We start from the raw sequence: 15004 nt of genomic DNA on the forward strand, positions 1-15004 counted from the left end.
CTCCGAACAAAGCGGGAACGCCCTTCCCTTCCCCGCGATTCATCCTTAATTTGCCCGAAATGAACGGTGACTGGATCGACGAGGCGGAAGCGTTCGAGGCGGCGGAGACGCGGCCCCTGTCCGCGCGCGCCGCGGCCGCGCGGCCGACCCCCTATCTCGACGGGCTGAACGAGGAACAGCGGGCGGCCGTCGAGACGCTGGAGGGGCCGGTTCTGGTGCTCGCGGGCGCGGGCACGGGCAAGACGCGCGCGCTCACCACGCGGATCGCGCATCTGATCGCGACCGGACGGGCGCGGCCGAACGAGGTGCTGGCCGTCACCTTCACCAACAAGGCCGCGCGCGAGATGCGCCACCGCGTCGGCGGGCTCGTCGGCGCGGTGGTGGAGGGGATGCCCTGGCTCGGCACCTTCCATTCGCTCTCGGTGAAGATCCTGCGCCGGCACGCGGAACTGGTCGGGCTGAAGTCGAACTTCACCATCCTCGACACCGACGACCAGATCCGCCTCATGCGCCAGATCGTCCAGGCGGAGCGGATCGACGAGAAGCGCTGGCCCCCCCGGATGCTGGCGAGCCTGATCGACGGCTGGAAGAACCGCGCGCTGACGCCGGAGCGGGTGCCGAGTTCGGAGGCGAGCGCCTACGCGCACCGGGGCACGGAGCTCTACGCCGCCTATCAGGAGCGGCTGCGCACGCTCAACGCCTGCGATTTCGGCGACCTGCTGCTGCATGTGGTGGGGATCTTCCAGAACCACCCGGACGTGCTCGACCGCTACCAGTCCTGGTTCCGCTACATCCTCGTCGACGAATACCAAGACACGAACGTCGCGCAGTATCTCTGGCTGCGGCTTCTCGCCGGACGGCATCGCAACATCTGCTGCGTCGGCGACGACGACCAGTCGATCTACGGCTGGCGCGGCGCCGAGGTGGAGAACATCCTGCGCTTCGAGAAGGATTTCCCGGGCGCGAAGGTGATCCGGCTCGAACGCAACTACCGCTCCACGCCCCATATCCTCGCCGCCGCCTCGGGCGTCATCGCCGCGAACGAGAGCCGGCTCGGCAAGACGCTCTGGACCGACGTCGCGAAGGGCGAGAAGCTCCGGCTGATCGGGCATTGGGACGGAGAGGAGGAGGCGCGCTGGATCGGCGAGGAGATCGAGGCCTTCACCCGCGGCACCCGGGGGGCCGAGCCGGTACCGGCGGATGCAATCGCGATTCTCGTGCGCGCCACGCATCAGATGCGCGCCTTCGAGGACCGCTTCCTGACGATCGGCCTGCCCTACCGCGTGATCGGCGGCCCGCGCTTCTACGAGCGGCAGGAGATCCGCGACGCGATGGCCTATTTCCGCGTCGCGGTCTCGCCCGACGACGGCCTCGCCTTCGAGCGGATCGTGAACGTGCCGAAACGCGGCCTCGGCGACAAGGCGGTGCAGGAGATCAACCGCGTCGCCCGCGAGAACGGGATCAGCCTGCTGGAGGCGGCGCGCGCGCTCGCCGCCGAACGCGGGCTCTCGGCGCGCGCCTGCGGCCAGCTCGGCGCGCTGGTCGCGGATTTCGACCGCTGGCACGCGCTCGCCCGGGAGGGAGAGGATCATGTCGGGCTCGCCGAGGCGATCCTGGAGGAATCGGGCTACACCCAGATGTGGCAGGCCGAGAAATCGCCCGACGCCGCCGGCCGGCTCGAGAACCTCAAGGAGCTGGTGAAGGGGCTCGGGGAGTTCGAGAACCTTCAGGGCTTCCTCGAACATGTCAGCCTCGTGATGGACAACGAGCAGGACGAGGGGGCGCGGAAGGTCTCGATCATGACGCTGCACGCGGCGAAGGGGCTGGAATTTCCCTGCGTCTTCCTGCCGGGGTGGGAGGACGGACTCTTCCCGTCGCAGCGGGCGATGGACGAGAGCGGGCTGAAGGGGCTCGAGGAGGAGCGCCGGCTCGCCTATGTCGGCATCACCCGCGCGCGGCGCTTCTGCACGATCAGCTTCGCGGCGAACCGGCGGGTCTACAACCAGTGGCAATCCGCCCTGCCCTCGCGCTTCATCGACGAACTGCCGGCCGCGCATGTCGAGGTGCTGACCCCGCCCGGCCTCTACGGCGGCGGCTACGGCGCCGCCTCGCCCGCGCCGATGAGCACGCTCGCCGACCGCGCGGCGGAGGCGGATGTATACGATTCGCCCGGCTGGAAGCGGATGCGCGCCCGGGCCGAGTCGCGGCCGGTCTCCCAGCCGCGGGAGGCGCGCGACATGGTGATCGACGCGACCGCCGTGCCCGCCTTCGCGGCGGGCGACCGGGTGTTCCACCAGAAATTCGGCTATGGCGTGGTGCGGCGGGTGGAAGGCGACAAGCTTGCCATCGACTTCGAGAAGGCCGGATCGAAGAACATCGTCGCGCGTTTCGTCGTGGCCGCGGACGACATCCCGTTCTGACCGGCCGGCGCCCTTTTCCCGACATCCTGGCCCGAACGCAAAAAAAGAGCCGGACCGAAGTCCGGCTCAGTTTGGGAGGAAACTGAAAGGGGCGCCGCGCGGGGCCGCGCCCGGAAATTTGGGATCAGCGGCCGTAGACGCTGTCGTAGGCGATCTCGCGGATCGAGTAGCGGGAGATGCCGAGATCGCGCAGTTCGCGGTCGTTGAGCGCGCGCAGCTCGGTCAGCGTGCGCAGAAAGAGCCGGTAGTCGGCGACCGCCCTGGCAATCGCGGAGAAGAGGCCGTGGCCGAAGCCGCTGGTGGTGGTGGCCGAGGGGAAGTTGATGACCTGCGCCATGTTCGTCTGTCCTTCGTCTGGTCCCGGGGAGCCCTCTCCGCCGGGGTTCTGTTGCTGCTCGACGCCGCCCGTCGGGGCTCCGGCGTCCTGGTTCCGCGAAAGCTCCGATCCGGTGGCCGACACGCGCCTTGCTTGTGTCCGCCGTCTTTCGTCGTCTTTCGCTTTTGAGCGTTCCCGTGTTGTTGCAATGCAAAATAAACGATTGCGCCTTTCGCGCAATCGCCATTCCTGGAAGGCCGCCATGCAATGGGTGCATGCCTCTTAACGCCTTGTTCAACAAAGCATTAACCGGCGATATTCCGCCGGTTCCCGCGATCACGTGGTTATTCCCGGGGCGCTTTCGCGCCGATGGCGCATGAGCCGGCAAACGAACATTCATGAAAATCGCTCGCGCGACCGCGCCGCTCTCCCGCCGAACCGCCCTTGTCTCCGCCGCGGGGCGGAGCGATCTTCCGCGCGAAGCGCCGGCGCGAGCCGGGAATAGAGATGAAAGCAAGCGTGATGCCCGTGACAAAAGACGACGTCCTCTCCGCCCTCGGCGCCGTGCCGATGCCCGGTTCCGGCAAGAGCATCGTCGAGGCGGATGTGCTGCGCGCGGTGACGGTCGACGACGGCCGGGTCAGTTTCATTCTCGAGGTGGATCCCGCGCAGGGCGCGGCGCTCGAACCCACGCGGGCGGCGGCCCAGGCGGCGGTCGAGGCGCTGCCCGGGGTGCGTTCGGTCTCCGCGCTCCTGACCGCGCATGGTCCCGCGCCGAAGGCACCGCCCCCGCCCGACCTCAAGATCGGCCGTCACCCGACGCCCCAGGCCGGGCCGCGGGCGGTGCCGGGCGTGCGCCGCGTCATCGCCGTCGCCTCCGGCAAGGGTGGCGTGGGGAAATCAACCGTCGCCGCCAATCTCGCCGTGGCGCTCGCCGCGGAGGGGCGCGCGATCGGCCTGCTCGACGCCGACATCTACGGGCCGAGCCAGCCCCGGATGATGGGCGTCTCGGGACGCCCGCGCTCGCCGGACGGCAAGACGATCCTGCCGCTCCACAATCACGGCGTCACCATCATGTCGATCGGCCTGATGCTGCGCGAGGGCGAGGCGGTGGTCTGGCGCGGGCCGATGCTGATGGGCGCGCTGCAGCAGCTGATGGGCCAGGTCGCTTGGGGCGAACTCGACGCGCTGATCGTCGACCTGCCGCCCGGTACCGGTGACGTGCAGCTGACGCTGAGCCAGAAATACGAGCTGACCGGCGCCATCCTCGTCTCCACGCCGCAGGACATCGCGCTGCTCGACGCGCGCAAGGCGCTCGACATGTTCGACAAGACCAAGGTGCCCGTGATCGGCCTCGTCGAGAACATGTCGAGCTACATCTGCCCGAACTGCGGCCACGAGGCGCATATCTTCGGCCATGGCGGCGCGAAGGCGGAGGCGGCGCGGCTCGGCCTGCCCTTCCTCGGCGAGGTGCCGCTCGACATCGCGATCCGGCAGGCGGGCGATTCGGGGGTGCCGGCCGTCGCCGCCCATCCCGAGAGCCCGGAGGCGGAGGCCTTCCGCGCCATCGCCCGGCGGCTGATCAGCGAGGGCGTCGTCTGACATCGCGCCCCTGGCCGCTTGCCCGGCGCGAATCCGCGGCTATTGTGGCGAAACTGCCTTTCACAGCCTCGCCGGCGGGGATCCGCCCGGTCGGGGGCCGTTCCATGACGGATCAAGGAGCTCTCATGAAGCGCATTCTGCTCGCGACCGCGGTCTCCGCCGGCCTCGCCTCCGCGGCCGCCGCCGAGCCGGTCAACATCGGCGTCATCCTCGGCTTCACCGGCCCGCTCGAGTCGATCACGCCGGCCATGGCGGCGAGCGCGGAGATGGCGCTGAAGGAGGCCTCCGATTCGGGCAAGCTGCCGGGCGGGATCACGCTCAATCCGGTGCGCGCGGATTCGACCTGCATCGACGCCGCCGCCGCCACCACCGCCGCCGAGGGCCTGGTGACGGGCCAGAACGTCGTCGCGATCATGGGCGCGGACTGTTCCGGCGTCACCACCGCGATCGCGACCAACGTGGCGGTGCCGAAGGGCGTCGTGATGGTCTCGCCCTCCGCGACCTCCCCCGCGCTCTCGAGCCTCGAGGACAACGGCTATTTCTTCCGCACCGCGCCCTCGGACGCGCGGCAGGGCGAGGTGCTCGCGGATCTCGTCTCGGAGAGCGGCGTGACGGAGGTGGCGGTCACCCATACCAACAACGACTATGGCAAGGGGCTCGCCGACAGCTTCCAGGCCGCCTTCGAGGCGAAGGGCGGCAAGGTCGCGATCTCGGCGGCGCATGACGACGGCAAGGGCGACTACTCGGCCGAGGTCGCCGCGCTCCAGGCCTCGGGCGCCGACACGCTGATGGTGCTCGGCTACGTCGACCAGGGCGGCCGCGGCATCGTGCAGGCCGCGCTCGACACCGGCGCCTTCGAGCACTTCTACTTCGGCGACGGCATGTACGGGCAGAGCCTGATCGACGCGGTGGGGTCGGAGATCAACGGCAAGGTGATCGGCACGCTGCCGGGCGTCGAGGGCGAGGCGGCGGACATCTTCGCGACGCTCGCCAAGGCGCATGACATGGACCCGACCGGCACCTACGTGCCCGAGAGCTACGACGCCGCCGCGCTGATCGCGCTCTCGATGGCGGCGGCGGGCTCGGCGGACCGGACCGGCATCCGCGACCACATGCTCGACGTCGCGAACGCGCCCGGCGAGAAGATCTACGCGGGCGAGCTCGCCAAGGCGCTCGACCTCATCGCCCAGGGTCAGGACATCGACTATCAGGGCGCGACCGGCGTGGAACTGATCGGACCGGGCGAGGCGCGCGGCTCCTACCGCGTCTACGAGATCAAGGACGACGCGCCCGTCACCCTCGGCTACCGGTAGGCTCCCGTGCCGGCCTCCCCGGCGATGGTCGAGGTCGACGACCTCCGGATGCATTTCGGCGGCATCCATGCGGTGGATGGCGCCTCGATCCGGATCGCGAAGAGCTCGATCACCGGCCTGATCGGCCCGAACGGCGCCGGGAAATCGACGCTGTTCAACGTGATCGCCGGGCATTTCGCCCCGACCTCCGGCACCGTGCGGCTCGACGGGGAGGACATCACCGGCCTTCCGCCGCACGAACTCTTCCACAAGGGGCTGCTCCGGACCTTCCAGACCGCGCATGAATTCGGCACGCTGACGGTCCGCGAGAACCTGATGATGGTCCCGCCCGGCCAGCCGGGCGAGACGCTCTGGAACGCCTGGTTCCGCCCCGGCGCGGTCCGCGCCCGCGAGGCGATGGTGCGGGAGCGCGCCGACGAGGTGATCGACTTCCTCGAGATCGGCCATGTCGCGGAGGAATACGCGGGCAACCTCTCCGGCGGGCAGAAGAAGCTGCTGGAACTCGGCCGCACGATGATGGTCGATGCGAAGATCGTCTTTCTCGACGAGGTCGGCGCGGGGGTGAACCGGACGCTGCTCCGGACCATCGGCGATGCGATTGTCCGGCTCAACCGCGAGCGCGGCTATACCTTCTGCCTGATCGAGCACGACATGGATTTCATCGCCCGCCTCTGCGACCCGGTGATCGTGATGGCCGAGGGCAAGGTGCTGGCGGAGGGACCGCCCGACGTCGTGCGCGCCGACGAGGCGGTGATCGAGGCCTATCTCGGCCGCGGCCTGCGCAACAAGCCGGGAGCGCCGGCATGAGCTTCCTGAGCGCCCGGGCGATGACCGGCGGCTACGGCGCGACCGACATCCTGCACGGCTGCGCCATCGCGGTGGAGCGCGGCGAGATCGCGGTGATCGTGGGACCGAACGGCGCCGGCAAGTCCACCGCGATGAAGGCGATCTTCGGCATGCTGCGCCTGCGCGAGGGCGAGGTCCGGCTCGACGGCGAGCCGATCACCGCCCTCTCCCCGCAGGAGCGCGTCCGCCGCGGCATGGGCTTCGTGCCCCAGGTCAACAACGTCTTCGCCTCGATGTCGGTCGCGGAGAACCTGGAGATGGGCGCCTTCATCCGCGAGGACGACTATTCCGAGACGATGGAGCAGGTCTTCTCGCTCTTCCCGATCCTCTACGAGAAGCGCGCGCAGGCGGCGGGCGAACTTTCCGGCGGCCAGCGCCAGCAGGTCGCCGTCGGCCGGGCGCTGATGACGCGGCCGAAGCTCCTGATGCTCGACGAGCCGACGGCGGGGGTCTCGCCGATCGTGATGGACGAGCTTTTCGACAAGATCATCGAGATCGCGCGCACCGGCATCTCGATCCTGATGGTCGAGCAGAACGCGCGCCAGGCGCTCAACATCGCCGACAAGGGCTATGTGCTGGTCCAGGGCCGCAACCGCTACACCGACACCGGAGAGGCGCTGCTCGCCGATCCGGAAGTGCGCAGGACCTTCCTGGGGGGCTGATGGAGAATTTTCTGAACGCCCTGGTGCTCTTCACCAATTTCGTCGTGATCCCGGCGACGACCTATGGCGCGCAGCTCGCGCTCGGCGCGCTCGGGGTCACGCTGATCTACACGGTGCTGCGCTTCTCGAACTTCGCCCATGGCGACCTGATGGCCTTCGGCACGATGCTGACGATCATGGTCACCTGGGGCCTCCAGGCGCTCGGCATCGGCATCGCGCCGCTGCCGACCGCGCTGCTCGCGCTGCCGGTCGGGATGATCGGCGCGACGGCGCTCGCGCTCCTGACCGACCGCTGGGTCTTCGCCTTCTACCGTCACCGGCGGGCGGATCCGGTGATCTTCGTGATCGCCTCGGTCGGGGTGATGTTCGTCTACAACGCGATCACGCGCTTCTTCATCGGCGTCGGCGACCAGCGGTTCGAGGATGGCGCGCGCTTCGTGATCCGCGTGCCCGACTTCCGCGCGATGACCGGGCTCAGGGAAGGCCTCGCGCTCCGCACCTCGCAGGTGCTGACCGTGGTGGTGATGGCGCTCGCGGTCGCCTTCGTCTTCTGGTTCCTCAACCGCACCCGCACCGGCAAGTCGATGCGCGCCTATTCCGACAACGAGGATCTCGCGCTCCTCTCCGGGATCAGCCCCGGCCATGTGGTGCGGGTGACCTGGGTGCTCGCGGCCTGTCTCGCGACGCTCGCGGGCGTGCTCTACGGGCTCGACAAGTCGTTCAATCCCTTCGTCTACTTCCAGCTCCTGCTGCCGATCTTCGCCTCGGCGATCGTGGGCGGGATCGGCCAGCCGGTCGGCGCGGTCGTGGGCGGCTTCGTCGTCGCCTTCTCCGAGGTCACGCTCACCTACGCCTACAAGGGCGTGCTGACCTATCTCCTGCCGGAGGGCATGGCGCCGGAGGGCCTCGTCCAGCTGCTCGGCACCGACTACAAGTTCGCGGTTTCCTTCGTCATCCTCGTGATCGTGCTGCTCGTCCGGCCGACCGGGATCTTCAGGGGCAAGGTGGTATGACCGGAGCCGCGCGCGTCCTCGCCCTCTACGCCGTCATGGCGGCGCTGATCCTTCTCGTCGGCCTGCTGCAGAGCTGGACGGTGGCGCTGGCGATCCTGCAGCTCTCGCTCATCTCGGCGATCATGTCGCTCGGGGCGAACATCCAGTGGGGCTACGCCGGGCTCTTCAACGCGGGCGTGATGGGCTTCGCCGCGCTCGGGGGCGTGGCGGGCGTGCTCGTCGCGATGCCGCCGGTCGCGGGCGCGCTCGCGGCGGGCGGGCTCGACCTCGGGCTCGCGATCCTGACGGTGCTCGCCACCGCCGCGCTGATCCTCTTCCTGCGGCCCCGGCTGCCGGACCTCATCCGGACGCCCGCGACGCTCGTGCTGGCCTTCCTCGGCTATCTCGCAATGCGGCGTTTCCTCGACCCGGCCTCCGCCGCGATCGGAAGCGCGACCGGGGCGCAGGGTTACATGGGCGGGCTGGGGCTGCCGATCCTGATCGCCTGGCCGGTCGGCGGGCTCTTCGCGGCCGGGGCGGCCTGGCTCGTCGGCAAGGTCGCGCTCGGCCTGCGCTCCGACTATCTCGCGATCGCGACGCTCGGCATCGCCGAGATCATCCTCGCGGTGCTGAAGAACGAGAACTGGCTGACCCGCGGCGTGAAGAACGTGACCGGCATCCCGCGCCCGGTCCCCGACGAGATCGTGCTGCAACAGCAGCCCTGGGTGATCGACCTCGCCGCGCGCTTCGGCTCGGACCCGGTGATGACGGCGGCGGTGGTCTCGCGGCTCTGGTACGCGGTGCTCTTCGCCATCGTGCTCGCGATCCTGCTCTGGCTCTCGGAACGGGCGCTCCGCTCTCCCTGGGGCCGGATGATGCGCGCGATCCGCGACAACCGCGACGCGGCGGAGGCGATGGGCAAGGACGTGACGCGGCGCCACCTGCGCGTCTTCGTGCTCGGCTCGGCGGTGGTCGGGATCGCGGGCGCGATGCTCGTGACGCTCGACGGCCAGTTCACGCCGGCGAGCTACAACCCGCTGCGCTACACCTTCCTGATCTGGGTGATGGTGATCGTCGGCGGCTCCGGCAACAACTGGGGCGCGGTGCTGGGCGGCTTCCTGATCTGGTACGTCTGGGTCGTGGCCGAGCCGATCGGCAACTGGCTCACCGCGCATCTCGCCGCGCTGGCGAGCCCCGGCGGCTGGTGGGACAGCCACCTGCGCGCCGCCGCGCCGCATTTCCGGCCGCTGCTGATGGGGCTGATCCTGCTCGTGACGCTGCGCTTCGCGCCCCGGGGGCTGATCCCCGAGGCGCGCGGGCGGTAGCGCCTATTTCCCCAGCGCGCAGGGCGCCGGCGCCATCAGCGCCGGCCCCTCGAAGGTCGCCTCGCCGCCCTTTTCCCAGAAGACGTAATGCCCGCCGTTGTCCTCGTCCGAATAGCGCGCGCCCGAGCCGCTGGCGGTCTGGTCGAGCACGAGATCCATGTCGCCCCAGGCGAGCGAGAGATAGCCCGGCTCGGTGTTGACGAAGACGGCGGCGAGCGGATCGGCGATCGTCTCGCAGCTGATCCCGACGGGGCCGACCACCGGCGCGTCGCCCCGCGCGGCCGGAACCGCGCGCACCAGCGCCGCGATCCGCCGCACGTATGCCTGCTTCGCGCAAAGCTCCGGCGCGCCCGCTGACCAGCAATCATCCCGCGCGGTCAGCCAGGCCTTCTGATCGGCGGCGAGCGAGGCCGGGGCGCCCGGCGCCGCCTCGGCACGGTCGTAGATCCCGCCGAGCACGCCGTCCAGCGTGGCGAGGCCGGGGCTGGCGCAGATCCCCTTCTCCGCCGCCGAGGCGGCCGCGCCGCAGTCGAAACTCGCATCTCCGGCGAGGGCGTGGCTCAGCGGAGCCCCGGCCAGGGCGAGAGCGAGACACGCCGAGCGAATGCGCATGCGAATCCTCCCATTTTCGCGAAGCTTAGCGCGAAATCCGCGCCCGCGCCCCCTCCATGGCCCGGCCCGGCTTGCGGCGGCGCGGCAAGTGACGCATGGAGGGCGCGAACCATGGAAAAGGTGACGCAGTGAAGTATCGCGATCTCGGCCGCGACGGTCTCAACGTTTCGGAATTCTGCCTCGGCACGATGACCTGGGGCAGCCAGAACACGCCCGAGGAAGCCTTCTCGCAGATCGACCTCGCGCTCGAACGCGGGATCAATCTCATCGACACCGCCGAGATGTATCCGACCACCCCGCTCCGCGCCGAGACCGTGGGCGAGACCGAGCGGATCATCGGCCGCTGGCTCAGTGCCAGCGGCGGGCGCGACAGGCTCGCGATCGCGACCAAGATCACCGGCGAGGGCAGTTCGGTCATCGATCGCGGCGGCGCGCCGATCTCGCCCGCGGCGCTGCGCCAGGCGCTCGAGGGAAGCCTCCGCCGGCTCGGGACCGATCACGTCGACCTCTACCAGCTGCACTGGCCCAACCGCGGCTCCTACCATTTCCGCAAGCACTGGAACTTCGCCCCCGAGACGCAGGGCGGGGGCGTGGAAGAGGACATGCTCGCGATCCTGAGAACGATCCGGGAGCTCCGCGACGAGGGCAAGCTGCGCCACTTCGGCCTCTCGAACGAATCTGCCTGGGGGACGGCGACCTTCCTGAAGCTCGCCGAGCGGGAGAACCTGCCCCGCGTGGTCTCGGTGCAGAACGAATACAACCTGATGTGCCGACTCTACGATCTCGATCTGGCCGAGCTCTCGCATCACGAAAACGTCGGCCTGCTCGCCTATTCGCCGCTCGCGGCCGGGCTCCTGACCGGCAAATACGCCGGCGGCGCCCGGCCCGACGGTTCGCGCGAGGCGGTCAACCGGAACAATCTCGGTGGCCGGATCTCGAAATTCTCGGAACCGGTGGCGGAGGAATATGTCGGCCTCGCGCGCGAACACGGGCTCGATCCGGCCCGGATGGCGCTCGCCTTCTGCGCCTCGCGCCCGTTCATGGGCTCGGTGATCCTCGGCGCCACGACGCTCGAACAGCTCGAGACCGACATCGCGGCGGCGGAGCTCACGCTGCCGGAGGCGGTGCTGGCCGGCATCGCCGCGATCCATCGCCGCTTTCCGGTGCCGATGTGAGCGCCGCCGGCGTCGTCCTTTACGGCCATCCCGACTCGGGCCATGCCTGCAAGGTCGCGCTGGCCCTGGCGCTGGCGGGCGTCGCGCATCGGACGGTCCGGATCGACATCTGGGCGCCGCCCGCGACCCGGCCGGCCGCCTTCCTCGCCGCGAGCCCCTTCGCGGAGGTTCCGCTCCTGATGATCGACGGGGTGACGCTGGTCCAGTCCGGTGCCATCCTGCTCGAGATCGCGGCGCGCTCGCGCCGCCTGGGCGGGGAGACCGCCGAGGGGATGCGGCGGGGCGCCGAACTGCTGATGTGGGAGGCGAACCGGATCGGCATGTGCCTGCCGCAGCTGAGGGAGGCGCGGCGCGTCGACGGCGCGGGCTTCCCGCCCGGGGCGATCGACTGGCTCCGCGAGCGCTACGCGGCCGACCGGGACCGGTTCGACCGGCTGCTCGGCGCGGGGCCGTTCTTCCACGGCGCGGCGCCGGGGATCGGCGATTGCGCGATCTGGGGCTATGTCCAGTGGGCCGAGGCCGCGGGCGTGGCGCCGAGCGCGGCGATGGATGCCTGGCGCGACCGGATCCGGGCGCTGCCGGAAACGCGGAGCCCGGAGGAATTCTTCCCGGCCTGAAGGCTCAGGGGATCGCCTCGGCCTGGAACAGGGCGATCTGCATCCCGGCGGAATCGAGCAGTTCCAGCGCCTCGCCGTTCACCCGCCAGCCGCGGGCATTCGCAAGCGCCTCCGCGAGCATCCGCTCCCAGTCCGCGAGCGGCGGCTGGCATCCCTTCAGGGTCGTCGCGGGCGCCTTGAAGTTCAGCTTGTCCCCGTTGCGCTCGAACCCGCCGGAGATCTCGTTGCAGCCGACCGTGGCCACGAAGCGGTTCTCGCCCTCCTTCAGGACCAGATGCGGCTCCGACAGATGCGCGGCCGGTTCGATCTCGGTCTTGCCGAGCCGGACGATGCGCCAATAGGTGTTGGTGAGGCTTCGGCTGCTCATCGCCTGTTCGCAGGTTTCCTCCGGCCAGACGCCGGTGAAGCGGTTCACGATGACGAGCGGCCCCTTCTCGCCATCCTCCTCGTCGCCCTCCTGCAGCACCCTTCCCTGCAGGCTCGCCATCAGCGGCGTGCCCTGGGCCACGCCGGCGGCGAGATAGGCGGCTTCGAGCGTCGGGAATTCCTTCGTCGTGGACAGGGGATAGACGCGGCCGGTCAGGCATTCGGTGATCTGGGCGCGATCGGCGAGGAAGCTGACCATCCCCCGCACCGACACGCGGATCGAAAGCGGCGTCGTGCCCGATTCGCCGGTCAGGTCGTAGCTTTCGGGCGCGGCGTCCGGCACGCCGTCGCGGTCGATCAGGCGCAGCCGGCCCGGCAGGACCGCGAATTCCATCTTGTCCTCGCCGTCCCAGAGGATCAGGCGGCCGACCGAGGTATCGATCCACCAGCGGCCGAGCGCGTCCTGGGTGCGTCCGTCGGGCAGCCATTTCCGGCGCAGGTCGAACACGTGGTCGGGCCAGAGATTGAGCTGATAGCTCAGCGCCTCGCAATCGACGCAAGGCACCTCGCCGCCGTAGCTCGCCGGCAGTTCGACGCCGAGCCCGGTCTCCGGCGCCTCGGCCCCCGTGGCGTTCGCGAGCTGGATGACCGCGGCCGAGGATCCCGGCGGCGCGGTCTGCGACGGCCCGAGTCCCTTCTCGTTGGCGGCCTGAGTCGGTGCGCCGCTCGGCCGGACCGTGTCCGGATCCGGGGTCGTCTCGATACCGCGCGCCCAGGAATGGGAAGCCGCCAGGCCGAGGGGCGGTTCCCAGTTCGCGGCGAGAGACAGCAGCGACAGACAACAAATGGCCAGCGCGCGCGCCGTCCAACCCAAACTCATACAGCACCCCTGGACTCGGACCGTTGTCCCGATTGCGACAAGATGACGGCAATTTCCCGCCGAGCCAATGCCTAACCGAGTCACAACTCCTTGCAAACTCTGAAATTCGGCTAATCGGGCGCAAATGTCGATCTTCGCCCGCCGCGCGGGAGCGGCGGCTTTCCCGCCGGAAGCGCCGATTGTCGCGATCCGGAGACCGGTCGCCTCAAAGCTGAGACTTGATCGGCAGATGCCGGACGATGCCCGCGATCAGGCGCCGCGTCCGACTCGCGAGAGGTTCCTCGGTCAGCACGCGGCCTTCCTCGTGCCAGCGCGTCGCGGAACCGTCGAGATAGACCTCGAAGCTCTTGTCCCCGGCCGTCTGGCGCGCGAATTCGCGGTCGAGCTCGGCCGCGATGGCGCGATCGGCGAAGAGGAGGCCCATCTCGGTGTTGAGATAGGCCGAGCGCAGGTCGAAGTTGAACGAGCCGATGAACCCCGCCTCTCCGTCCACGGTGAAGTTCTTCGTGTGCAGCGAGGCCCGCGCGGAGCGGTAGAGCGAGGAGCGGACGCGGTCCGGATCGAGGGGGCGCAGTTCGAACAGCCGGACCCCCGCGCGCAGGAGCGGCGCCCGCGCCACCGAATATCCGCCATGGACGCTCACCTGATTGGTCGAGGCGAGCGAATTCGTCAGGATCGCGACCCGTATCCCCTGTTTCGCCAGCGCCGAGAGCGCGTGCACACCCGCCTCGCCCGGCACGAAATAGGCGGTGGTGACACGCAGATCCCGCGACGCCTGGCCGATCGCGGTGCCGAGCGTGTGGATGAGCCACTCCGGCTGGTCGAGCCGCTGCGTCTTGCCCGGCGGATCGGAGACGACGCGGGCGCCGGCCGTCCAGTGGATCGGCCGCGCGCTCCCGAGGAAGCCGGAGAGCCGGGGGTGGCGGACCGCGTTCTCGAGATAGGTCTCGGCCAGCGGATCGCGCTCCAGCTCGCCCAGGCGGCGGCGCAATCCGCGCAGATTGGCCTCGACGTCGCGCAGCAGCGAGCGGATCGGCAGCGTCAGCGGGCTGTTCCAGTAGGTGTCGAAGATCTCCGACACCTCCTCCACCGCCGGGCCGAGCAGCACCGCGTCCATGTCGGCCGAGTTGAAATCCTCGGCGGCGTCGAAATAGGTGTCGCCGATGTTGCGCCCGCCGACGATCGCGAGCCGACCGTCCACGATCCAGGCCTTGTTGTGCATCCGCCGCGTGACGGTCACCATCCGGAGCAGCATCTCGGCGCCCCGGCGCAGCGAGGCGCCGCGGTTCTTGGCCGGGTTGAAGAGCCGGACCTCGATCCGGGGATGGCCGCTCAGCGCGAGATAGTCCGGATCGAGGCCGCGGGTGTTGATGTCGTCGAGCAGCAGGCGCACCCGCGCGCCGCGGTCGGCGGCGGCGAGAAGCTCGCGCGCGAGCAGGTTCCCGGTCAGGTCGCCGCGCCAGAGATAGTACATCATGTCGATCGAGCGGCCCGCCGCCCGCGCCGACAGCGCCCGCGCGGCGAAGGCCTCCCGATTGTCGGCGAGGACCATGACGCCGGTTTCTCCCGGCCGCGCCTCGGTCAGCGGCGCGACGCAACGGTCGGTCGCGGTCGGCGGCCCCGCGACGGGCAGCGCGCTCGACGGCAGGCCGCGCGCCCGTTTGGCGAACCGTCCGTAGAGCCAGACCGAAACGAAGGAGGAGCCGAAGACGAGCGCCAGCGCCACGCCGAGCGACACGAGCAGGTCGGAATCGAGCACGGGCAGGCCGAGGAGCGCCGGAAGCACGGGGATCACGTCGGCCTCGCGACCCGGCGGCGCGGGGAGCGCGCCATCCTCCGGGGAAGGCGATGGAAAGGCTGGGCGGTCATCGGTCTCCC

13 protein-coding genes are annotated in these 15004 nt (G+C 69.8%); 9 read left to right on the forward strand and 4 right to left on the reverse strand.

Annotation, left to right across the window (positions count from 1 at the left end; all coding sequences use genetic code 11):
• Window positions 1–59 precede the first annotated feature (59 nt).
• On the forward strand, window positions 60–2420 hold the full coding sequence (locus FJM51_RS11100; protein ID WP_140454253.1) for an ATP-dependent helicase: 2361 nt from the start codon (window positions 60–62) through the stop codon (window positions 2418–2420).
• Between the two features lie 124 nt (window positions 2421–2544).
• On the opposite strand, the gene FJM51_RS11105 is transcribed toward FJM51_RS11100, so the two are convergent.
• Entirely contained in the window at window positions 2545–2757 is a 213-nt protein-coding gene (locus FJM51_RS11105) for a DUF1127 domain-containing protein (protein ID WP_140454210.1), read from the reverse strand.
• A 501-nt stretch (window positions 2758–3258) separates the two neighbouring features.
• Here FJM51_RS11105 and FJM51_RS11110 point away from each other — a divergent pair.
• From FJM51_RS11110 to FJM51_RS11135, 6 genes are all read left to right on the forward strand, one after another.
• Window positions 3259–4338, forward strand: coding sequence for an Mrp/NBP35 family ATP-binding protein (locus FJM51_RS11110; RefSeq protein WP_140454211.1), 1080 nt, complete (start codon window positions 3259–3261; stop codon window positions 4336–4338).
• Window positions 4339–4463: 125 nt separating this feature from the next.
• Window positions 4464–5651, forward strand: coding sequence for an ABC transporter substrate-binding protein (locus tag FJM51_RS11115; RefSeq protein WP_140454212.1), 1188 nt, complete (start codon window positions 4464–4466; stop codon window positions 5649–5651).
• A gap of 24 nt (window positions 5652–5675) precedes the next feature.
• Window positions 5676–6458, forward strand: coding sequence for an ABC transporter ATP-binding protein (locus FJM51_RS11120; RefSeq protein ID WP_140454254.1), 783 nt, complete (start codon window positions 5676–5678; stop codon window positions 6456–6458).
• Window positions 6455–7159, forward strand: coding sequence for an ABC transporter ATP-binding protein (locus FJM51_RS11125; protein WP_140454213.1), 705 nt, complete (start codon window positions 6455–6457; stop codon window positions 7157–7159). Before FJM51_RS11120 ends, FJM51_RS11125 begins: the two co-directional genes overlap by 4 nt.
• The gene (locus tag FJM51_RS11130; protein ID WP_140454214.1) at window positions 7159–8172 is read left to right on the forward strand and encodes a branched-chain amino acid ABC transporter permease; all 1014 of its coding nucleotides are present in this window, start codon (window positions 7159–7161) and stop codon (window positions 8170–8172) included. The genes FJM51_RS11125 and FJM51_RS11130 overlap by 1 nt, the downstream gene beginning before the upstream one ends.
• The gene (locus FJM51_RS11135; protein ID WP_140454215.1) at window positions 8169–9476 is read left to right on the forward strand and encodes a branched-chain amino acid ABC transporter permease; all 1308 of its coding nucleotides are present in this window, start codon (window positions 8169–8171) and stop codon (window positions 9474–9476) included. The genes FJM51_RS11130 and FJM51_RS11135 overlap by 4 nt, the downstream gene beginning before the upstream one ends.
• Window positions 9477–9479: 3 nt before the next feature.
• Here FJM51_RS11135 and FJM51_RS11140 read toward each other — a convergent pair whose 3' ends face one another.
• Window positions 9480–10088 carry an MliC family protein gene (locus tag FJM51_RS11140; protein WP_140454216.1) on the reverse strand — a complete coding sequence of 203 codons (609 nt, stop codon included), beginning with the start codon at window positions 10086–10088 and terminating at the stop codon, window positions 9480–9482.
• Window positions 10089–10216: 128 nt separating this feature from the next.
• Between FJM51_RS11140 and FJM51_RS11145 the strand changes: the two genes are divergently transcribed.
• Window positions 10217–11263, forward strand: coding sequence for an aldo/keto reductase (locus tag FJM51_RS11145; protein ID WP_140454217.1), 1047 nt, complete (start codon window positions 10217–10219; stop codon window positions 11261–11263).
• Window positions 11260–11880, forward strand: a complete 621-nt coding sequence (locus FJM51_RS11150) for a glutathione S-transferase family protein (protein WP_140454218.1) — start codon at window positions 11260–11262, stop codon at window positions 11878–11880. Before FJM51_RS11145 ends, FJM51_RS11150 begins: the two co-directional genes overlap by 4 nt.
• Window positions 11881–11884: 4 nt before the next feature.
• Here the strand turns inward: FJM51_RS11150 and FJM51_RS11155 are convergent, their stop codons facing one another.
• Together FJM51_RS11155 and FJM51_RS11160 are read right to left on the reverse strand one after the other, a co-directional pair.
• Entirely contained in the window at window positions 11885–13126 is a 1242-nt protein-coding gene (locus tag FJM51_RS11155; protein ID WP_140454219.1) for an META domain-containing protein, read from the reverse strand.
• A gap of 205 nt (window positions 13127–13331) precedes the next feature.
• Window positions 13332–14921: a phospholipase D family protein gene (locus FJM51_RS11160; protein ID WP_210240267.1), complete on the reverse strand. Its 1590-nt coding sequence runs from the start codon at window positions 14919–14921 to the stop codon at window positions 13332–13334.
• Between the last annotated feature and the right edge of the window lie 83 nt (window positions 14922–15004).

Source organism: Amaricoccus solimangrovi, assembly GCF_006385685.1.
In the GTDB taxonomy this organism is placed as follows: domain Bacteria; phylum Pseudomonadota; class Alphaproteobacteria; order Rhodobacterales; family Rhodobacteraceae; genus Amaricoccus; species Amaricoccus solimangrovi.